Origin of the sequence: Alcanivorax nanhaiticus, from assembly GCF_000756665.1 — a bacterium.
Lineage (GTDB): Bacteria > Pseudomonadota > Gammaproteobacteria > Pseudomonadales > Alcanivoracaceae > Alcanivorax > Alcanivorax nanhaiticus.
Window position 1 is genome coordinate 32,171 of record NZ_ARXV01000018.1, and the last position, 19,344, is coordinate 51,514.

General features: G+C 54.6%; 30 protein-coding genes. 28 read left to right on the forward strand and 2 right to left on the reverse strand.

Annotation, left to right across the window (positions count from 1 at the left end):
* From Y5S_RS16860 to Y5S_RS16975, 23 genes are all read left to right on the forward strand, one after another.
* Positions 1–693 (forward strand): hypothetical protein, encoded by a 693-nt coding sequence (locus Y5S_RS16860; RefSeq protein WP_052041674.1) that lies wholly within the window; start codon positions 1–3, stop codon positions 691–693.
* Positions 686–1,645, forward strand: coding sequence for a signal peptide peptidase SppA (gene sppA, locus Y5S_RS16865; RefSeq protein ID WP_035234698.1), 960 nt, complete (start codon positions 686–688; stop codon positions 1,643–1,645). The genes Y5S_RS16860 and sppA overlap by 8 nt, the downstream gene beginning before the upstream one ends.
* 16 nt (positions 1,646–1,661) lie before the next feature.
* The gene (locus tag Y5S_RS16870; RefSeq protein ID WP_052041675.1) at positions 1,662–2,531 is read left to right on the forward strand and encodes a DsbA family protein; all 870 of its coding nucleotides are present in this window, start codon (positions 1,662–1,664) and stop codon (positions 2,529–2,531) included.
* A complete protein-coding gene (locus Y5S_RS16875; RefSeq protein WP_035234700.1) occupies positions 2,528–2,929 on the forward strand; it encodes a hypothetical protein in 402 nt (133 codons plus the stop codon). The genes Y5S_RS16870 and Y5S_RS16875 overlap by 4 nt, the downstream gene beginning before the upstream one ends.
* Positions 2,926–3,420, forward strand: coding sequence for a DUF1643 domain-containing protein (locus tag Y5S_RS16880; RefSeq protein ID WP_035234701.1), 495 nt, complete (start codon positions 2,926–2,928; stop codon positions 3,418–3,420). Before Y5S_RS16875 ends, Y5S_RS16880 begins: the two co-directional genes overlap by 4 nt.
* 11 nt (positions 3,421–3,431) lie before the next feature.
* Complete coding sequence (locus Y5S_RS16885; protein WP_035234702.1) at positions 3,432–3,968, forward strand: hypothetical protein; 537 nt, start codon at positions 3,432–3,434, stop codon at positions 3,966–3,968.
* Positions 3,969–3,972: 4 nt separating this feature from the next.
* Positions 3,973–4,734 carry a hypothetical protein gene (locus tag Y5S_RS16890; RefSeq protein WP_035234704.1) on the forward strand — a complete coding sequence of 254 codons (762 nt, stop codon included), beginning with the start codon at positions 3,973–3,975 and terminating at the stop codon, positions 4,732–4,734.
* Positions 4,735–4,743: 9 nt separating this feature from the next.
* Complete coding sequence (locus Y5S_RS16895) at positions 4,744–5,391, forward strand: hypothetical protein (RefSeq protein WP_052041676.1); 648 nt, start codon at positions 4,744–4,746, stop codon at positions 5,389–5,391.
* A gap of 25 nt (positions 5,392–5,416) precedes the next feature.
* Positions 5,417–6,094, forward strand: a complete 678-nt coding sequence (locus Y5S_RS16900; protein ID WP_035234705.1) for a hypothetical protein — start codon at positions 5,417–5,419, stop codon at positions 6,092–6,094.
* A 31-nt stretch (positions 6,095–6,125) separates the two neighbouring features.
* Entirely contained in the window at positions 6,126–6,404 is a 279-nt protein-coding gene (locus tag Y5S_RS16905) for an HU family DNA-binding protein (RefSeq protein WP_035234706.1), read from the forward strand.
* A gap of 136 nt (positions 6,405–6,540) precedes the next feature.
* Positions 6,541–6,870 (forward strand): hypothetical protein, encoded by a 330-nt coding sequence (locus tag Y5S_RS16910; protein ID WP_035234708.1) that lies wholly within the window; start codon positions 6,541–6,543, stop codon positions 6,868–6,870.
* 35 nt (positions 6,871–6,905) lie between these two features.
* Entirely contained in the window at positions 6,906–7,181 is a 276-nt protein-coding gene (locus Y5S_RS16915; protein WP_035234805.1) for a hypothetical protein, read from the forward strand.
* A gap of 21 nt (positions 7,182–7,202) precedes the next feature.
* A complete protein-coding gene (locus Y5S_RS16920) occupies positions 7,203–7,442 on the forward strand; it encodes a hypothetical protein (protein ID WP_052041677.1) in 240 nt (79 codons plus the stop codon).
* A 1-nt stretch (position 7,443) separates the two neighbouring features.
* The gene (locus Y5S_RS16925) at positions 7,444–7,974 is read left to right on the forward strand and encodes a hypothetical protein (protein WP_035234709.1); all 531 of its coding nucleotides are present in this window, start codon (positions 7,444–7,446) and stop codon (positions 7,972–7,974) included.
* Positions 7,975–8,105: 131 nt separating this feature from the next.
* The gene (locus Y5S_RS16930) at positions 8,106–8,456 is read left to right on the forward strand and encodes a type II toxin-antitoxin system RelE/ParE family toxin (RefSeq protein ID WP_035234710.1); all 351 of its coding nucleotides are present in this window, start codon (positions 8,106–8,108) and stop codon (positions 8,454–8,456) included.
* Between the two features lie 5 nt (positions 8,457–8,461).
* Positions 8,462–8,764, forward strand: coding sequence for a helix-turn-helix domain-containing protein (locus Y5S_RS16935; protein ID WP_035234712.1), 303 nt, complete (start codon positions 8,462–8,464; stop codon positions 8,762–8,764).
* A 193-nt stretch (positions 8,765–8,957) separates the two neighbouring features.
* Positions 8,958–9,293 carry a hypothetical protein gene (locus Y5S_RS16940; RefSeq protein WP_035234714.1) on the forward strand — a complete coding sequence of 112 codons (336 nt, stop codon included), beginning with the start codon at positions 8,958–8,960 and terminating at the stop codon, positions 9,291–9,293.
* A 230-nt stretch (positions 9,294–9,523) separates the two neighbouring features.
* Complete coding sequence (locus tag Y5S_RS16950) at positions 9,524–10,459, forward strand: hypothetical protein (RefSeq protein WP_052041678.1); 936 nt, start codon at positions 9,524–9,526, stop codon at positions 10,457–10,459.
* Positions 10,460–10,543: 84 nt separating this feature from the next.
* Positions 10,544–11,488, forward strand: coding sequence for an endonuclease (locus tag Y5S_RS16955; RefSeq protein WP_035234718.1), 945 nt, complete (start codon positions 10,544–10,546; stop codon positions 11,486–11,488).
* Positions 11,489–11,497: 9 nt separating this feature from the next.
* On the forward strand, positions 11,498–11,977 hold the full coding sequence (locus Y5S_RS16960) for a hypothetical protein (RefSeq protein WP_035234720.1): 480 nt from the start codon (positions 11,498–11,500) through the stop codon (positions 11,975–11,977).
* A 163-nt stretch (positions 11,978–12,140) separates the two neighbouring features.
* Positions 12,141–12,926 carry a ParA family protein gene (locus Y5S_RS16965; RefSeq protein ID WP_035234721.1) on the forward strand — a complete coding sequence of 262 codons (786 nt, stop codon included), beginning with the start codon at positions 12,141–12,143 and terminating at the stop codon, positions 12,924–12,926.
* Between the two features lie 30 nt (positions 12,927–12,956).
* A complete protein-coding gene (locus Y5S_RS16970) occupies positions 12,957–14,105 on the forward strand; it encodes a ParB/RepB/Spo0J family partition protein (RefSeq protein ID WP_231552732.1) in 1,149 nt (382 codons plus the stop codon).
* Positions 14,106–14,158: 53 nt separating this feature from the next.
* On the forward strand, positions 14,159–14,431 hold the full coding sequence (locus tag Y5S_RS16975; protein WP_035234810.1) for a helix-turn-helix domain-containing protein: 273 nt from the start codon (positions 14,159–14,161) through the stop codon (positions 14,429–14,431).
* A gap of 64 nt (positions 14,432–14,495) precedes the next feature.
* On the opposite strand, the gene Y5S_RS16980 is transcribed toward Y5S_RS16975, so the two are convergent.
* On the reverse strand, positions 14,496–15,173 hold the full coding sequence (locus Y5S_RS16980) for a TRM11 family methyltransferase (RefSeq protein ID WP_052041679.1): 678 nt from the start codon (positions 15,171–15,173) through the stop codon (positions 14,496–14,498).
* 58 nt (positions 15,174–15,231) lie between these two features.
* A complete protein-coding gene (locus Y5S_RS19890) occupies positions 15,232–15,387 on the reverse strand; it encodes a hypothetical protein (RefSeq protein WP_197055170.1) in 156 nt (51 codons plus the stop codon).
* A 465-nt stretch (positions 15,388–15,852) separates the two neighbouring features.
* Between Y5S_RS19890 and Y5S_RS16985 the strand changes: the two genes are divergently transcribed.
* The 5 genes from Y5S_RS16985 (at position 15,853) to Y5S_RS17005 (ending at position 19,340) form a co-directional block, all read left to right on the forward strand.
* A complete protein-coding gene (locus Y5S_RS16985) occupies positions 15,853–16,368 on the forward strand; it encodes a ParB/RepB/Spo0J family partition protein (protein WP_035234724.1) in 516 nt (171 codons plus the stop codon).
* 224 nt (positions 16,369–16,592) lie between these two features.
* Complete coding sequence (locus Y5S_RS16990; protein ID WP_035234726.1) at positions 16,593–17,501, forward strand: ParB/RepB/Spo0J family partition protein; 909 nt, start codon at positions 16,593–16,595, stop codon at positions 17,499–17,501.
* Positions 17,498–17,707 (forward strand): hypothetical protein, encoded by a 210-nt coding sequence (locus Y5S_RS16995; RefSeq protein WP_035234727.1) that lies wholly within the window; start codon positions 17,498–17,500, stop codon positions 17,705–17,707. The genes Y5S_RS16990 and Y5S_RS16995 overlap by 4 nt, the downstream gene beginning before the upstream one ends.
* 81 nt (positions 17,708–17,788) lie before the next feature.
* Positions 17,789–18,103, forward strand: coding sequence for a hypothetical protein (locus Y5S_RS17000; RefSeq protein ID WP_156107838.1), 315 nt, complete (start codon positions 17,789–17,791; stop codon positions 18,101–18,103).
* Positions 18,096–19,340 carry a site-specific DNA-methyltransferase gene (locus Y5S_RS17005; protein ID WP_035234731.1) on the forward strand — a complete coding sequence of 415 codons (1,245 nt, stop codon included), beginning with the start codon at positions 18,096–18,098 and terminating at the stop codon, positions 19,338–19,340. Before Y5S_RS17000 ends, Y5S_RS17005 begins: the two co-directional genes overlap by 8 nt.
* The last annotated feature ends 4 nt before the right edge of the window (positions 19,341–19,344 follow it).

Below are 19,344 nucleotides of genomic sequence, written 5' to 3' on the forward strand. Positions count from 1 at the left end.
ATGACAGATATTCGCGCTCCATACGCATATACCCGGCTGCTTGAAGCGGGGCTGACCGAGCAGGAGCTGAAGGAAATTGGCTTCCATCACGGGTACTGGGTCGATAAGGCTGCCGTAGTTCAGGCCGCCGATCAGCATGGGCTGACACAAGAGCAGCTCATGCTGAACCCGGAGGAGGTGGCGAACCAGCGTTTCAAAAGTAAGCTCCGGGGGAACCTGACCTCCTATCTGTTCGAGTACGAAGGTGCTTTTCGTTTCTCCGCCTCCCCTGACCACATGCGGATATTGGGAGTGGAGAAGTGTGGTGATACCGCCCTGCCCGTCCGGGTGATGGATGCCCTTCTACTGGAAAAAACGCTCTATCAAGTCATCGCCCGCGCAAAGCATTTGCTGGCGGCACTGGACTCCAAGTTTGTTGCTTCAGAACACGCTTCTGTGTTCCGCGACCAGCAAGACCCAGGCAAGTTCAAGCCACGGGCTCCTTACCGTCAGGGAGTGAGCAATGGCTTCAGAGTTAACGGCCAGACCTTCCAGACGATCAAGCAGATTGCCAGTGCCTATGGCGTCAGCTACGAACGGCTGCGGCGGCAAATTAGCGAATCCGATGTACCTCCAACCGAGATGTCAGACGACCAATGGCGAGAGTGTATTGACTATGCAAACAAGGAAATGAGGAAGACTACCGATGGTTGATGAAACCAAAGAAATACCGTGGGAGAGAGATCTCCTGCGGGAATACATGTTCATGCTTCACAAAGAACAGGTGAAAGACCGCCGCTGGCGGATGGCCCTCAAGGTTCTTCGTGCGGTTGGCCTGATTCTGGTCATGGTCGTTGTGTTCAAACTCGGTGCGGGTTCGACCGGGGCACCGTGGGGCGGAAGCGCAGCTCAGACTCCGCATACCGCTTATATCAACATCCGGGGCGAGATAGCTACCGGCTCGGTATCCGACGCCGATCACCTGATACCAGCCATCAAGGCGGCTTTCGAGAGCGACACTGCTAAAGCCGTGGTACTGCGTATAGACAGTCCTGGCGGAAGCCCTGTCCAGTCTGGACGCATCTATGAAGAGATCCAGGCGCAGAAAGAACTGCATCCGGACAAGAAGGTGTACGCCGTAATTGGCGACATCGGTGCCTCTGGCGGGTATTACATCGCGTCGGCTGCTGACGAAATCTACGCGGACCAGGCCAGTCTTGTTGGCTCCATTGGTGTCATCTCCTCCGGCTTTGGATTCACCGGCCTCATGGACAAGCTCGGCATCGAGCGTCGAGCCATCACAGCGGGTGAGAACAAGGCGCTGCTGGATCCTTTCTCGCCACTCGATGAGGGCACTCGCGAGTTTTGGGAAGACGTGCTGGATAAAACCCACCAGCAGTTCATCCGGCGCGTGAAAGAAGGCCGTGGGGATCGCCTGAAGGACGACCCGCGCATTTTCTCGGGGCTTATTTGGAATGGTGAGCAGGCCCTGGACATCGGCCTTATCGACGGACTGGGCAGCATGAATTCGCTGGCGCGGGACGTGATAGGGGAAACCAACCTGGTGGACTACACACCCTCTCGGGACATCCTCCAGAAATTGACCCAGCGGGCGAAGGTGGCGGCTTCCACTTTCGTCAATGAACCATCTATTCGAGTGTATTAAGGGGACAAAGTAAGCCATGAGTAACGAACAGAAGAAGACCAATACCGCGACAATCATGCTGGGTGCAGCGCTAGTGGGGGTGCTCGGCATTGCCGGGTTCGGTATGTATTCAATGACAAGCTCAGTCGCTGGCCTGAAGAACGAAGTTACCGAGCTTCGTACTGAGGTCAATGCCAACGCGCAGGAGCAACTGTCACCGAAGGAGTTTCAGAAGGCGGTTGCCGACAGTCTTGAGCAACTTGCCCAGAAGAAAAAGCAGGAACAGTTGGAAGCTAAGTACGCTCAGTACGACCAAGCCGCTGAAAAGGTGCCTGGGGGTAAGAGCATCTACGGCAACGTCAACGCCCGTTTTACGCTGGTGGAGTTCTCTGATCTTGAATGCCCCTTCTGTAAAAGATTCCACGAGACGCCCAAGCAGCTCGTGGACAACAGCAAAGGCAACGTGAACTGGCAGTGGAAGCATTTGCCTCTCGGATTCCACAACCCGGCAGCCAAGCGCCAGGCTATGGCCGCTGAGTGTGTGCGCGAGCAGAAAGGCAATAAGGCGTTCTGGGTGTTCATTGACGATGTGTTCCAGCATTCCCGTGGGAACGGCCAGGGTGTTCCGAATCTGGCAGCGCTTGTAGAAGGGGTCGGTGCTGATGTGGACCAGGTACAAGAGTGCATGAGCGAAGGACGCTACAGCGACAAGATTGACCAAGAGGCCCAGCAAGCGGCCAATAATGGCATCAATGGCACACCTGCCACCTTCGTCGTAGACAACACTACAGGCAAGACCCAGCTCCTGACTGGGGCGCAGCCTCCCCAAGCCATTATGGCCGCTATCCGCAAGATGATGGCGGAGCAGGAAGAGGCGCAAGCCGAAGCGGGGGCCTCTGGGGAATGAAAGCGGTAGTAGAGGCACTTCTGGGCAGGTTTGGGTTCGTCCCTGCCCATCAGCTCCATTTCGCCCGGAATGTCGCCAAACGACTGGATGAGCACCGAGAGCTGGTTGAAGCCATCAGTGAGCACACCTCGCTGTTGGATGATCGTGAGTGGCATGTAGGGCATCTGGCTGCTCAAGACGATTACCTGATGCGCCTCTACTACCTAGTTAACCGCGAGTGGCCGTGCGGCGATGAGCGGCGTATGCAAGAGCTGCGGGCGCGGTTCGGCCATGTCAGGCCGCGTCCATCCATCCTGGGTGTCTGCGCACTTCCGGAATTGCCCGCCAGGTTCAAGCCGGATCTTTCACATGTGAAAGAAATGCACCGTCCGAACAAAGCGCAGGAAGGCGACTCATGAGCGCGGTTATCAGCCCATGTGGCGTTTATCGTTATCGCTTGGAGCGGACCATTGGGCTGCAACAAGGCCCTGTCTATGCCTACTTTGGCGTGAATGGTTCAACCGCTACTGCCACTGAAGACGACCATACGGTGAGAAAGTGGATTGGTTTCACCAAAGTATTTGGTGGCAGCCGATTTGTGGTTGGGAACGTGTTCGGGTATCGCGCTACCGATGTGCGAGAGCTGGCGGCGGCCATGGACCCCATTGGACCTGATAACGCCCTGCACCTGGAAGAAATAATCCGAGAAGCGGATGTTTTGGTTCCCTGCTGGGGGAGCCGCACAAAGCTCCCCAAGCAACTACACCTGCACCTGGACAACCTCATGGAGCAGCTTGTCCAGTCTGGCAAGCCTGTCATGACCTTTGGCCTGACGAACTCAGGCGATCCGAAGCACCCGCTGACACTGGGGTACGACACTCCTCTGGTCGAGTGGGAGAGTAGAAGTTGAGGAGTTGCAACGTGACAACAAACACTGAATCCAACGCGGCATTATCGAGCCGCACTGATGAAAAGCGATTCCGGGATATGCTGCTCCCGGCGCTGATTTTCTACGTGGCGTTCACGGCCATGTTCATGATTTTCGATATAACCATTGCCAAGGAACCACTTGCAGACAACCTCCCATTCCTGCCGTTCTTGCTCGCTATTGCAAACTTTGCCGGGGATGCGAGGAAAGAGTGGGGGTGGTGGAACGGCATCAAGGTGGTTTCTTTCATTACCGCGCTGGCGGTAAGCGCGGCTGCCATATACCAGCTCGCCATGGATACCGTGGACATAAAAATGCTGGCGCTTTACCCATCCACGGCAGTCGCATTACTGGTCGCCTCGTGGCTCGTCAGGGTGATCGGGCGAACGCCACCTTTCCAGTTCATGGGGAGACACCTCTCCCGCCTTGGCGCGGCCAAGTGGTTCCAGCGCACAGTCGCCTTTGTCCTGATCGCCGGGGCCATCGTCATAACCGTTTACGCCTACTGGCTTAGGAATTACCAAGGATAACTAAATGCTTAGAACACTTTTTGACCCCGTAGCCCGTTTCATGGGGTACATGCCTTCTGGGAGTAATCCCGAGGGGACGCCGGGAGAGCTTTCAGTTGCTACCGAGAGTGCCTCAATACAGCCAAGCCGCGCTCACCTGCGGCATGAGGCTGATTTCGATTACGAAAAGGCTAAACGCGGGCAGTTCTACTTCTACCACATTGGGGAAGTCAACGGATTCGCCATAGGGCAGCATGATTGGATTCCCGTATCTGTTCTTATTGGACTCCTCTCTGGCAGGGCCTGGCTAATGTGCAGGCTGGTTGATGGCACCTGGATACAAAAAGAATCCGCCCTCTGGAATGACTGGCTTGTTGCGAACGAAAAGTGCCTGCAATCTCTGGGAGAGCAGCTTCACGACTCTGAGAGTAATGCTGGCGCTGTAGAAGATTACAGCCACATCGAGGACGGAGACGTTGAAGATAAGGTGATGGTTAACGTCCGCTACAACCGATTGGCGATGGAATACCTTCGCGTGATGGCCGTGGCATTTCCGCCGAACGCAGCGGAAAGTTTCTCTCTGGCAGAGCCACCTGAAGCTATCCGCTACCACCAGACCGAGACAACCAGAGCCCTATACAGGGCGGTTAAGAATGCCAGGGAGTCAGCGGACCAAATGGCGGTGTCCTGGCTCCAAAAACGCGGCTTCGAGGTAGATAGCGAACACCAACTCGTGAGAGTTCCAGGGTATCAACCATTGTTCTATGTCGGCGCACAAGAGATATGAGGTAGCGCGATGAAACTACGTGATCAGATGACCGAATTGTTCAACCGCTTTGGGGATGTAGAGGTTGTCACCCGCGATATGCTGGTGGCGCAGGCGGACATGATCCGCGACATCGGTGCAAAGTGCCGTGAAACTGGCTTGTTCAAGCATAGTCAGGAGCAGTTTGACGAGTTCGTAGCTGCCATCGAGGCAGATACGCCAGCGGAAGACCGACTCGTGCAGTCCTGGACGTGGTTGATGAACCGCATCGTGCAGGCTCCAACAAGCCTGCACATGAACGGAGCCATTGTCCTGACAATGCCCATAGTGGAGCGCTACCTCCCTGAAGAAACCGGACCAGGGCTTATTGTTATCCCTGAATGCGACGCTTACGCGCCAGTAGGGTGCATGGCATTGAAGGAAATCGTCAGCGAGCGCCAGCAGTGGCCGGAGGGTGCCACTTGCGCCACGCAGGAGGCCGATGGCGAGGTGCTCTACTGGGACGCCCCTGTCGAGGCCGTAATTGAAGGTCGCCACAAGGGAGTCAAGGATGGAATGATTTCCCATATCGGCATCAAGCATCAGGTGGATGCCTGGTATGCGGATGACGACAAACTACAACTGGCGCGTGACTGGATTACCGCAGTTGTTACACCAGAACAAATCAACTTCTCGTAACCCACAACCAAGAGGAACCTATTGAGTGGCTACAAAAAACGACTTTTTCTTTGGGGAATACTACACAGAGGGAGGTGCGTCCATCTCCCTTCGCAAAATTGAAGATGTTGCCGGTATGGTGGAACCGGACTTCTTTGTCCGCCAACTAAATCGCTTCTTGGCTCAGCACGGCGGACGGGTAAGGTTGTCGGACGGTACGTCTCACCCTCCATTCTGGAAGTTCATCGACAGCATTCCTCCCTCATCGGTCGGCTACATCGAGATTTATGCGCGGACTGACATCAACAACAACGTGGACGCCACTCTGGCCTGCGACATCGTATTGGAAAATGGTGTCGTGTCCGTGGTCCCCCACTGGTGCGCATACAAGGACATCCGGGCGGATGAGATTGTCTCGACGCTACTGGTCCCGCTCTATCTGAAAGGGCTTCACATCCGAACCTATCTTCGCTGGGAAGATGGCAAGACCGACAAGCTGACCAGTGGGATGGACTGGGGCCATGAGGACGTGCTGAAAGCGGTCTTCAAACTCTCCAAGTACCCTTCAGCAGCCGTGGCGATGTGTACTGATGACGAGAGGCGGGTTCGGTACAACCTCCGGGAGCTGAAGCTCGCCAATGAGGTGGCGAAAGAAAACTTGAGCGGCGAGGCGGCTTGGGAGAGCCTGCGCAAACGCCGTGAAACCCCGGCTGACGCCGAATAATCCACAACACCCAACGAATTGGAGCAATCCTATGAACAAAAAAGAACTCGTAGAGAAGGTCGCGGAACAAGCGGACCTTAGCCTGGCGCAAGCCGACCGTGCCATCAAGTCCATGACCGATGCCGTAACCAAGGAATTGGCTGGCGGTGGGAGTGTAGCGCTGACAGGTTTCGGCGTCTTCCAGGTGAAGGAACGTGCCGAGCGCTCAGGCCGCAACCCGCAAACAGGTGAAACCATTAAGATCGCCGCAGCCAAACAACCCAGCTTCAAGGCGGGTAAGGGGCTGAAGGATGCCGTAAACGGCAAGTAGATCTTTCACATGTGAAAGAAAAGGCCGGGGCAACCCGGCCTGAACCCATGGCAATTCCCTTAGCTTTTTTCTCTCTCGGTTGCATTTTCTGATGCTGTGATATTCTGAGAGTAAGAAATGAGTTGAGGAAATCGCCATGAAAACTATCCGCCCAATTTACGCAGTAATCGCTCTGACCGCTGGTCTACTTGAACTGTTCTTTATCGGTGCAAGCGAAGTGCCAGTGACGTGGGTTATCAGCCTCCTGTGCTGGGGCGGTTCAATGGTGGCGCAGATGGTTCGCTCAGTGGTGACTCCCTCTGCAATCGCAGAGCCTCACGGATGGACCGCGAGCTATGCCGGTGCTGGCGCAGCGCCTCGCAAAACCGCTTTCAGGTCCACCAGCGTCTTTGATGACTCTCCTAATGGCCGTGGCGGCATCAATGAAATCTTTTCTGGTGACGATCCGTTCGGTGAGTTCCTGTGAGCTTTTCGTCCACCAGCCATGCTCAGAGGTTGAACATGTCGAGAATTCTTCACTTGCCAGTAAAGGCGGTGTACTTCCATCAGATTAAGGCCGGTACGAAGCCCTTTGAATACCGGCTGGTCACGGACCACTGGAGGAAACGAATCGAGGGGAAGGAGTTTGATGAAGTTCATATCAAGCTCGGCTACCCAAAGGCTGGAGACCGCTCACGAACCCTTATCCGCCCCTGGAGAGGGTACGAGCGCCAAACGATAACGCACCCGCATTTTGGCCCGGACCCGGTAGAGGTCTTCGCTGTGCGGGTTAACTGAATTTTTGCAATGGAGAGACCTATGAGTGAATTTAAGCGAGAGCGCCGCTATCTGGTAGCAAAGGTGCGTGATGTTGAGGCCGCCCTGAGTGATGATGACAAGCGCCAGCTATCGGCCCTGATGGACAAGGTTGAGCACCATCGAGAGCAGCAGGGAAAACCCCCTCTGGAATGCGTTGTTGTGGAATCCGACTGGCCCAACTACCAGGAGACGTGGGATAGCGTCCAAGAAGTATGGGAAGCCAACCAGGGCAAAGCCTGAGATGTTGCGACGTGACAACTTTGCGGGGCAGCCGGTTCGCGATGGATTGTTGGCGGCCTGCCTGCTTGGGCTTCTGTTGTTCTACTGGTCCAGTCTGGACAGTTACCTGTCTTCTTTATCGAACCCCCTTCCAATGAAGTTTGTTTTCGCCACGTCCCTACTGGTTGCGGTGATATACGAGGTGAAGGGGAGTCGGCGGCGGGAAGCAGCCATTGCTGTACTCACAACAGCGGTGATCTTCGCTATCGCACCGTGGCTGGCCGCTGAGTATCGCGAGTGGTATCTGGGTATCATTGAGGAGCTGAAGGCTGCTGAGGGTGCTGTAGACGTTATAGGGGCTGAATACGTTCGCGCAGTCGATAACCCAGCGGTCGGGATTGGTGCCTGCTTTGCCATGGCTCTGGCAACCGTAAGAATGCCGTTCCAACGGGTTATCAGGTCAACTCTTTGGAAGGTGTTCATCGTCGGTAAGCGAGAGGCTCTGTGCCCCCACTGTGGACAGCACATAGAAAGCAAAAGTGTTGCAACGTGACAACATGAGGGGCGTGTATCTTAAACACCGGGGCACCAGCTTAACCGCTGTTTGCCGCGTATCAGTCTGACCCGTCTTGACAATAGCCTGCGACCTATATAGGATACAGCCTATAACGAAAGGTAAGAACCATGTGGGAGATAAGAACTACTGACACGTTTGATGAATGGCTCGATGCGCTGGACGACACCGACCGGGAAAACGTGATTGCGGCTATGATTGTGTTACGACAGAAGGGGCCGCTGCTGTCACGCCCCTACGCTGATACGGTGAAGGGGTCGGCACACAAGAACATGAAAGAACTCAGGGTGCAAAGCAAAGGAAATCCAATACGGGCCTTTTTTGCCTTTGACCCAAACAGGGCAGCCATTCTGCTCTGTGCCGGTGAGAAAACCGGAAAGGAAAAGCGTTTTTATGAGGAGATGATCCCGGTGGCCGATAGAGAGTTTTCGGCTCATCTGGACACACTCCATGAGAGGTGAGTGACATGGCTAGGACATTAGATCAGATCCTGGAGACCGAAAAGCCCGAAGTAGTGGCAAACGCCAGGGCCAAGGCAGAAGCAATTCTGCTGAACATCCACCTGGGGGAAATCCGCTCCCTGATGGAAAAGACGCAAACAGATATGGCTGAAGCCCTCGGCGTCAAGCAGCCAACCGTTGCTGGCATGGAGAAGGCTGGCAAAGACCTGAAGCTCTCCAGCCTGAAGCGATACATCGAGGCAGGGGGAGGGAAGGTACGGCTCGACATCGAGCTGCCCGATGGAAAGCATCACGGCTTTGTGTTGTAGCCATAGTTGTTGCAACGTGACAACTTAAATCCTTCAGATGCCATGGCTGACCAGCCGTGGCATTTTTGTTTACCCCTCCCGGAATAATCCAACACGGTACTGGCTTGGTGGGCTTTCACATGTGAAAGCTGCTGGCCCTTTCACGTTTATTGTCGTATCATAAAACGATTCTATAAACGGGAGGAGAAAGTACATGGTTCAACAAAGTGGCCGGGGCAAGTTGACCCCCGAAATCAAGGCTAAGTCCGAGGAGCTGCTTGGGTATGCCATCACCCAGCGCGAACTGAGGCTGATGCCATACATCCAGCACGTCATGATGAACGACCAACGACTGGATCTGAATCGGATCAATAGCGAGGAGCGAGAAATCGTCAGCAACTGGCGTAAGCACGGGTTTCTTGAGGGCGGGGCGGGGCCGATGGTTATTTCCCGGCGTTTCTGGGATGCCATCAATGACCTGATGTGGATGGCTTACGTGAACTATCACGGCGAGGCCGACCCCGTTCATGTGGGAGGTGGCGATGCTTGAGACCAAAGAACTGGTGGCGCTCCGAGACGAGATAAACGAAGCCATCAAAACGTCGCGTCGGTTAGACCGGTGCCACCAGCAATTTCTCACCAGACGGAAGGACGGCATCACTCGCGCCAGACAAACAAGTTATGCGGCACAAAGCGCAAGCCTGGCAGCCAGTCTCAAGGCGGAAGTGAACGGGGTTAAGCAAACGGCTTGCACAGTGCTGAATCTGGTAAGGGGGTGATATGGAGACAAGCATTCAGAACTATGCGGCGTCTGCACAGACACTCCAAGCGAAACAGGCAGAGCATCAAGCTCAGGTAGATGCGGCGCTGGAAGAATTGAATCGGCTGGTAACCGCCCGGAACCAACTGGGTTGGTGGGACAAACTGAAGTCCATGTGGGGTTACAACCGGCTGGTGGATGAACAAAAGGCAGCGGTCAAACGCGCCCGCAATGCGATTGCACGGGCAGAGCGTGAGCACAAGACCAACCAGGTTGGTTGTCTGCGTGAGTTACTTGACCTGTCCATTGCGGGGAGTCAAAGGCGAGCCGAAATTCATGACCTGGCCCGGATATTCCAGGCCGTCAAAGAAATCCACCAGGGCAACAAGCAACTTGTCCAGCTCGGGGAGAAGGCCCTGCGAGAGATCGGGGAAGCTGACTCTGCCGTGTCCTCAGCACAAACCATGGAAGTGTTCGACCTCGCCACGGACAACAAGGGTATTTCCCTCATGTCCTCGATGTCAAATATGGATGCCAGCAGCGAAATGGATGATGCCCGCAGAGCGGTAAAGGAGTTTGCGCGAGCAGCGCAGCAGCACCAGGAACGGATTGAAGCACTCAACCACGATATGACGCTTGAGGTGATCGACCTGGGGCTCGATCTATTTGACGTTACCGGCTGGTTCGACGTGGGCAGCGTTCTCTCCCTGATGAGTCTCTCCTCGGCCAGCTCGGCGCTGGATGACGCTGAGCGGAAAGTGAAGCGAATGCTTGAGCCACTGAGGAGCGCTGAAAGGGCATCAGCGGAGGAATACCGCCGTGATAAAGATGCTCTTGTTTCTGCCAAGCGAGAGGTCTTCCAGACTGCACTGCTTGCTCTTCAGGAGCGAGGACTCCAGCTCCCTACGAATGAAACAGTCCAGCGCGTAATAGAAAATCACAAGATCGAACTATGAGCCCGAATTGGGCAGCTAGACGTGCCTCCCCTGAGACACAAGCAGGGGAGAATAGCAGCAGGTGCTTTTAACAGCGGAGGAAACATGAAGAAAATACTGTGCCTGCTGCTGGCGCTGGTGGCTTCGTCACCAGTGTTGGCAGACATTGATAATTTTCGAGAATCCAAGGCCATGCTGAAAGAGCATGTCTATCTGGATCAAACGCGGGGTGGAGAAGGGACATTCTACTGCGGGTGTGACTGGCGCTGGGTTGGCGAATCCGGTGGCCGGGTAGATGCGTCGTCCTGCGGATATGAAGTCCGGGCTCAGGAGAATCGTGCTGAGCGAACAGAGTGGGAGCATGTTGTCCCTGCCTGGGTGATGGGTCACCAGCGTCAATGCTGGCAGGATGGTGGTCGGCGAAATTGCCGTTCGACCGATCCCGTCTTCCAAGTGATGGAAGCGGATCCGCACAACCTGGTGGTGAGTGTAGGGGAGGCGAATGCTGACCGTTCAAACTTTGAGTATGGTGTGCTGGCAGACAAACCAACCCCGTATGGCCGGTGTGATCTTGAAGTGGACTTCAAGCAGCGTGTTGTAGAGCCACGGGATGCTGTCAAAGGGCAAATCGCTCGAATCTACTTCTACATCCACGACCGTTACGACTTACGCATGAGCCGTCAGCAACAGCAGCTTATGATGGCTTGGCATCGTCAATACCCCGTGACGACCTGGGAGCGTGAGCGGGACGCGAGAATCGCAAGGATGGTCGGCCACAACAACCCGTTCGTCACAGGCGAACAACAGTGGACACTCGGCCACAAGAATACTGCTGAAGGGCTCAAGTCTTTTGGAGAGGCGACTCTGGCTTCGTTCGATGCTCCTGAAGTCCATGGGGGTGGGATCCGAGGCAACCGCAACAGCAAGATTTACCACTTACCGGAAGGTTGCCCCAGCTACGACCGGGTGAGTCCCCGCAATGTGATTGAGTTCTCCTCCGAATCGGAGGCCCAATCCGCTGGTTATCGCAAAGCTGGTAATTGCCGGTAAGGGGGCGACATGGCCGCAAGCGCTGAACATGACAAGCTGGTCTCGATGACAGCCAGGTGGTTCAAACGCCAAGGTTTCGCAGTTGTCGCGACTGAACTGGCGAGTTACGGCAACAGGGAGCAACCAGACGTATATGCCTGTCGGCAGTCGTGCTCTGCAATGGCTGAGATAAAAGTCAGTAGGGCAGACTTCTTTGCCGACGCTAAAAAGCCTGAGCGAGCGCAAGGCGGGTTGGGGCACTACCGGTTCTATGTCTGCCCGGAGGGGATGATACAACCAGGGGAATTGCCGCAGGGGTGGGGGCTGCTGTATGCCATAGGCCGCAGCATCTCCCCGGTGCTCATGCCGAAGGGGAACATGTGGCCGGGTCCAAAGAATTTGGACGACAATTGGGGACCGTTCGCGCATGATGAAGACGGCGACGCCGCCCGAGCAGCCCTGTTTTCGATTGCCCGGAGGCTGGCAGCCGGGAAACCGACCTACACCTAAGTACGTTACGACAGAACAAAGCGGCTACTGAGCCGCTTTTTTTGTGGCAGGATTGTCATAACAGAACTATAAAAAGATATTGTAGTATCATAAAATGGGTTGTAGAATCTTTCACATGTGAAACTCGGAGGGGACCGCCCCTGCAATTATTAACGAGGTATGTATGGCAAAAGTGATTAGCTACGCCAACCAAAAAGGGGGCGTAGGCAAGAGCACTCTTTGTATCCAGACAGCCTTTTATCTTTCCCTCAAGAGAAAGAAAAAAGTTCTTGTTGTGGATATGGATGGGCAGGGGAACACCTCCAGTCGATTGGCTCCCAGAGTGGTTGATGACGATGGCTCCTTTGAGCCCATTTTGTCGGGCACCAAGACAGCGGAGCTTTTCCAAGATTCATTGGAGAGTATCGAAGTCATCAAGTGCCCGGCTGGTATGGACCTGATACACACGCCGAAAAATGACCCGGCGCTGTTCGAGATGGAAGCGGTCCCTCTGGATCAGGCGATGAACCCTGCAAGGAACCTTGCTGAGCTGTTTGAGCAGTACGATTATGTGTTGATCGACTGCCCGCCAAGCCTTGGACGTAAGCTGGTGGCCGCATTAGCGATGTCCACCCATGTCGTCTGTCCAGTAAAACTCTCCGGTTTCGCCGTAGATGGCGTGGAAGGTCTCCTCAATACGATTCTGGGTATCCGGGAAGGCTACAACAACCATTTGAACATCCTGGGCATCATCATCAACGACATGGACCGCTCAGTGAATCACGACCGCTCACTGAAGGAGCTGGAAGGTTCGGTTCCGGAGCTGCTGTTCAAGCACAAGATTATGCACCGCCCACCTCTGGATTCCGCCATCACTGAAGGGATCCCGGTATGGCAACTTCGCTACGGCCACGTAGCAGCCAAAGAGGTTGAGGCGGTATTGAAAGAACTGTTAGCTAAAGTGGGGTAACACATGGCTAAAATTGGAAATTTGCAGGGGTTGTCCGACCTGGCAAAAGCTGCCACCGGCAGAAAGGGCAAAGAGGTCATCACAGTTACACTGGATGATGTCGAATCGAAAGAGCAGGTCCGCAAGAAGTTCAAGAACATCGAAGAACTGGCGGAGACAATGAAGGTGGAAGGGCAGCAAAGCCCGATCATCGTTTACCCGAAGAATGAAAACGGGAAGTACGTCATTCAGAAAGGGGAGCGCCGCTGGCGGGCTCTGCGTGTTGCTGGGATTGAAACCATCGACATCATTGTGAATGAGAAAGAACAGTCAGACCTGGACGAGACTGCCGGGGAGCTGATCGAGAACATCCAGCGCGACGACCTGGCCCCGCTGGAGATAGCAAACGCTCTCAAGAAGTTTGTTGATGAAGGCTGGAAGCAAAAGGACATCGCAAAACGCCTGGGCAAGAACGCAATCTTTGTATCGACGCATCTTTCTTTGCTGAAGCTGCCTGAGTGTGTTCAGGAGCTGTACGACGAAGATGTATGCAGCGACACAGAAACCCTGAACAACCTGCGTTTGCTCTATGACCTCAATGATGATCGGTGCCGCGCAGTATGCGCTGTCGCATTGGAGGAGGGGATCACTCGTAAACAGAGCCGTGACCTTCTCAATGACGCCAAGCGTATCAAGGAGGAAATGGAGTCTGGAGTGAAGACCTCGCCACCAGCGGAAAGTGGAACTGAAACTGGTTCATCTGACGGTGATGGCGCTGGCCTGATGGGGGGGGACGAGTCTGGTGGTTATGCGCCACCTGAAGAGGATTCCAGTCCCGAATCCGGCGAGAGTGACTCTGGCAGTGAAGACGACGCTGCTGGCGGTGACGAGGAAATGGAGGAGGATTCCTCACCCGAAAAAGGTGGCGACAAGACCGAGCCGAAACAGAAGGCTGAGCCGAAGAACCAGGACGCCATGTCACCAATCCCTGAAGACAAGGATTGGAAGTTTACCGAGCCCAAAGAGCTTATCGTCGTCGTGAATGTGGCAACGGATAGCGACGTAAAGCGTGGTATCCTCCTGCTCGACCGGGTTTGCAAGGATCCGAAGGAGGTGTGGGTTAAAATTGCAGACGGGAAGAAAGAGAAGGAAGTCCGGGTGCTGGCTTCTGAAATCGAACTCGTCAGCATGGAAGCCTGATAACGGGATTCATCCTCCGGCCCCTGTGAAGGGGCCGGGAATAGAAGGTGAACATGAGAATTTCCAAAGATATGAAGCGAAAGTTCGACCTCATCAATGTGTTGTCGAGAACGGAGAAGCCGAGCCTCCATGACCTGCATCGAGCAACGAAAATCCCTGAGTCAACCATCAAGCGCCAGTTGGCAGCCATTCGTACCGAGTTCGGTATGAAAATTTTGTTTGTTCGTGAAACAGGGGGAGAAAGGGGGGCTACCGGCTATTACATGCTGACCGACTGGGGGATCATTGACCGAGACGAATTCATTAAACACTACATGATGCTTTAAGCCCCGTCCTTTGGGGCTTTTTATTTCAGCGGAGGGACAGTCCTTGTCCCTTGCAACCTCCCCCCTAAGACGCCACCGCAATTGTATCAAGAGAACTTTTTCCAGAAGGACGCCTTTGCTCCGCTGGTTTGGCGGTGGCGTAGTATGCAACCCCCATTGGTTTCCGGGTGATAGTGTTCAAAGCCACGATGTTCATGGAAGCCGGAGAGACGCCGCGAGAGTCGAAGTAATGGAAAAGCTGAAGCATACAGCCCTTGACCATGAGGCGGTCCACGTCTTCCAGGTACAGGTGGGCTGACTCGATCCCGGCAGCGCCTCGGGTCTCCAGAACCCTTTCCAGCCAGTGAATAGTGTTAATCCCAGTCCCGCAGCAAGGCTCATAGAATTCTGCATCCGGACGGGGTGTGTCTGCCAAGTTGATTTGCGCCATTAGCCTGGCAACTTCCGGAGGGGTGGGGTAGAACTGAGTCCCCTGCTTATAGAACCCAGACTCGCTCAGGATATACCCCAAAATATCGCTGGTGGGGTCTGCTTTCATCGCGGATGACAATAGGTGTGACAGCTTGCTGGCGACGGCTCCAAGGTCGTCAGGGAATGCCTCCGTGGGTGAATAGAGCCCCGTTTGTTGGTAGGCCCAGTGGTCGATAAAGACGGCGATGAAGCGCGATACCCCCATTCGGTAACGGGCGGTCTCGATCAGCGATAGCGCTTGCCGGGTGAGTTGTCTTGCATTGTCGTTCATGTGCTTGAATTCCGTACTGTAGAAACAAAGAACCCCGCTTCAGCGGGGCTCCGGGTGGTTAGTGGGCGTGGTAGCTTTCTCGGAGCAGCGAAGCCTTGATGAAATCGGGGCTGTTAGGCATCTCCTGGGCTACGAACTGCTGGCGCTTCTTCAGCGGCCAGCGGATGAACTCGACAATGGCAATTCTTTTTCTGGTAACATGCTGAACACGCATACCATTCCTCCTCTATGTAATGTGGTATGTGCAGAGGGCCGCACCGCTCTTCCACCTTCGTTGCGGCCTTCTTTTTTGATATTACAGCATCATAAAGTAATATCAAGAGATCAAAAAAAGATTCCGAAAAGTCTTGTTGATAACAGCGGGTCATATTATGATCCGGAGAAAATGAGACCGATTAAGGTGGTACAACGATGGAAAACGAATGTATTGGGTGCGGCTGCACAGACTCTCGCGCTTGCGCCAGCGGTAATGAGCCCTGTCACTGGTTGGAGGTCGATGAGGCAATGGGGTTGGGTGTCTGCTCTAATTGCCCGAGCCATGTAGAAGAACTCAGGCAGCGCCAAGCTAATTTGGCTGAATTTGCGAAGGAAGAGATGAGCAGTGGCGCATCGGCAGAATGAGGTCGCTGCATCAGGAAGCTATGCTCTAATGTTGCGACGTGACAACTAAGGGGGCCGCATGGACCAGCAAGAATTCAAGACGCTGCCGGTTATCAAGCGCATCGAGGAGGTGGAGCTGCGCCGAGACCTGGGCGAAAGCAGCGCTGAGATTAAGGAAGCTCTGGGGCTTACCCGTTATGAGCTTTCACACCTCAACCGGTTGAGCAAAAAACTTTGCCCCGAGGCAAGGAAGCTCATCAAACGGAACAATCTGTCAGAGGGTCATGCCCGCGCCCTTGTGAGACTTCCTCAGAAAGCACAGGAAGACATCTTGAGGGATTCGCTGCACCGGAAGTGGAGCGTGAGAAAGCTGGAACAGCGGGTTCGAGACTACATTGCTGGCCGGGAGCCCACGCCCGACGCTTCCTACTACGAGCAATTGGCGACTCACATTTCAGACACCATTGGTCACCCCGTACAAGTTCGTCCCGACAAGACAAACACATCCAAAGGAAAGATCGTCATTACCTACCTCGGGCTGGATGCGTTCGATTCCGTGATGGAGAGAATGAACGTGAAAATCGGGGACGAGTAACTTTCACATGTGAAAGTTTTTGGTAGCGGTGTGTAAATGCCCGAAATGGGCAGAACGGCAGGCGTGGTTTTTGTCTGGTTGCTGTAGGGTGAAGCCAGAAGGGGAGCTGCCTTCTATAGCTTACCAACGCAGCTTGAATAAAACCGGGTTTTTTGTGCCTTGTAGTTTACAGTATCATGATATGATTCTATAAAGTTGACCAGGACATAGAGGAGCGAGCCAAAATGGCACAAGTAAACTCACTGAAGTCGCTGAACCGAGAATCAGCCGATGTATCGAAGAGCGATCTGTTTTCTGTAGCGCCGCAACTGTTGCTGGAAGAGGAAGGCTTCAACACCCGTGGTGCGTTCTGCGAAGACTACTACGAGCGCCCGGACATCAAGGCCGGTATTCGCTCGCTGGCGGACGCCTACAAGCGGGGTGACTACGTTCCGCCAATCATCGTGAAGGTTCGCGATGGAAATGTCTTTGTCCGTGAAGGGCACCGCCGTCGCCGCGCCATCCTTCTGGCGATTTCAGAGGGCGCTGATATTCGCAAGATCCAGGTTCTGGAACACAAGGGCGACGAGGCAGAGCAGACCTTACTGATAGCCACCAGTAACGATGGTCTTCCGCTCACTCCGCTGGAGAAAGCCGTTATTTACGGTCGGCTTGCTAACTGGGGGTGGAGCGATCAGGAAATTGCCGAACGGGTTAGCCGCACTGCTGAACATGTTCGCCAGGCTAAAGCCCTGCTGGAGCTACCGCTTGAACTGAAGCAAATGATCCAGGCCAACGAGGTCGCTGCCACCTATGCGTCGGAACTGTTCCGTGAGCACGGCGAAGCAGCGGTTCAGGTGCTCAAGGAGGCCAAAGCTGGAGAGGGAGAGGAAAAACCCAAGAAGCTGACTCGCAAGAAGGTCGAGAAAAAGAGTTCGCCCAAAATGGGTAAAAAGGTCGTTGAGGCTATGCACAAGAGCGTCAGCTCCCTCACCAAGCGTCTGGACACCATCAAGGAGGACGGGGACACCTTCACCCTCACTTTGACCCGCGATGACGTAGAAGAGCTTCAGGCGCTCCGGGAGAAGCTGGCAGAGCTGGAGGGCGAGCCCGAGGGGCAAGCCAGCGAAAACCAGCAGGAGTTGAGCTTGTGAGTAGATCCGCGACGGATAAACACAAAATCGCCAATCAGATAGCCGCGTTCATGAATAATCACGGCTCTGAGGAAACGGGGAAACTGCTCTGCCGGGTGTTACTCAGTATTGCTGAAGCCTCAAACGCTTCGGAGATCCAATTTTCTGATAGCACGGGCGAGGTTCATGTCCGTGCGTTTCGCACTGATGACAAGAAACTGCACTAACCGTGCAAAGTGAAAACGATAAGGATAAAGATGGTTCGTCAAGTATCTCGATTTTTTGGAAGTCTCCTGCTGCTGGCATTCATGGTGATAAGCCTGGCGGGTGGAGCCAACCGCATGTTGTGGGTGAACGATGACAGTGCCATGAGCTATGGCTCTATGTCTGACTCCATAGTTAGGGACCGTCTGGGAGTGGAGTTGCCGTCAATCTGCCTACATGACGAACCGCAGCATGTCGAATTCAAGAGGCTTCAGGGTGATGTCCTGGAGTTCCGTTGCTCGTGGCTGAGTGGGGGCGGACTGACCTGGTGGCCGTTCTACTCCGAAGTTGAAGTAAACGACGCACAGTCCGTGGCCGCCTTCAACGCCTTATTCAGCGGCGGTGAGCGCGATGAGTAGCCAGCTCGAACTCTTCCATGTCCAGGAAGCCTACTCACGGGCACAAAAGCCACTGTCCAATGAAGAACTTTATGAGTCCGTGGCTGAAATAGCCGGGATTCCTCAATCTGCACTGAGCGAACAAAGCGAGATAGGCAAAGCTCGCGTCAAACGCAGTAAGCTCAAGCGGAAAATCCGCTGGTATCAGCAAACACTGAAAACATTGAATCTGCTGGAGCGTGTCGAAGGGGAGCGGGGCGTCTGGCAGCTATCACAAGAGAACAAGAAGGGGTTGCATGAGGCCCTTGGTGGGGTACGGCTCCTGGCCTACTCAACCAATCTGGGCCTGGCGGTTTGGTCCAGCAACAAGACGCTGTTCGCCGATCTGAACGAGCCGGTACACCTCTGCGTCACGTCTCCACCATACCCTCTGAGGATTCAGCGCGGATATGGCAACGTGGCCGAATCGCAGTGGGTGGACTTCATCACCGAGGCATTGGAGCCAATCGTCAAGAACCTGGTGCCCGGAGGTTCGGTCGTGCTCAACATCAGCAACGACATTTTTGAGCCCAAGCGCCCGTCGCGTTCACTTTATGTCGAGCGCATGGTGATAGCCCTGCATGACCGCCTTGGCTTGTCCCTGATGGATCGCTGGCCGTGGGTGAACCTCTCCAAGCCGCCGAGCCCTACGCATTGGGCCTGCGTGAATCGTCAGCAGCTTTGTTCTGGATGGGAACCGGTGTTCTGGTTTACCAATGATCCTGAGCGAGTTCGTTCCGACAACCGCCGAGTCCTTCAGCCTCATACCGAAAAACACCAACAGCTCATGAGGCAGGGCGGAGACAGCCGGGTCGCCAGTTACGGGGACGGTGCGTACCGGTTGCGTGGTAATGCTTTCTCAGCGGTGACAGAGGGCCGCATCCCGAAAAATGTAATTCATCGCGGCCATCGTTGTGCCGATACCATTGAAGTGCGCCGGGTAGCCAAAGAACTTGGGTTGCCTCCACATCCAGCAATGTTCCCTACGGACATTCCTGAGTTCGCCATCCGTTTTTTGACCGAGGAAGGTGACCTGGTAGTGGATCCGTTCAGCGGTTCTAACAAGAGCGGGCTGGCGGCTGAAAGAAACAATCGGCGGTGGGTGGCTTGTGATTTGGTGCTGGAGTACATCCGGACGCAGGCGGAGCTGTTCACTTCGTTTCCCGGATTCTGGTTGAACCCTGCGCTGGCTATGGTCGGCAGTAGCGCAAAGAACTGAAGGA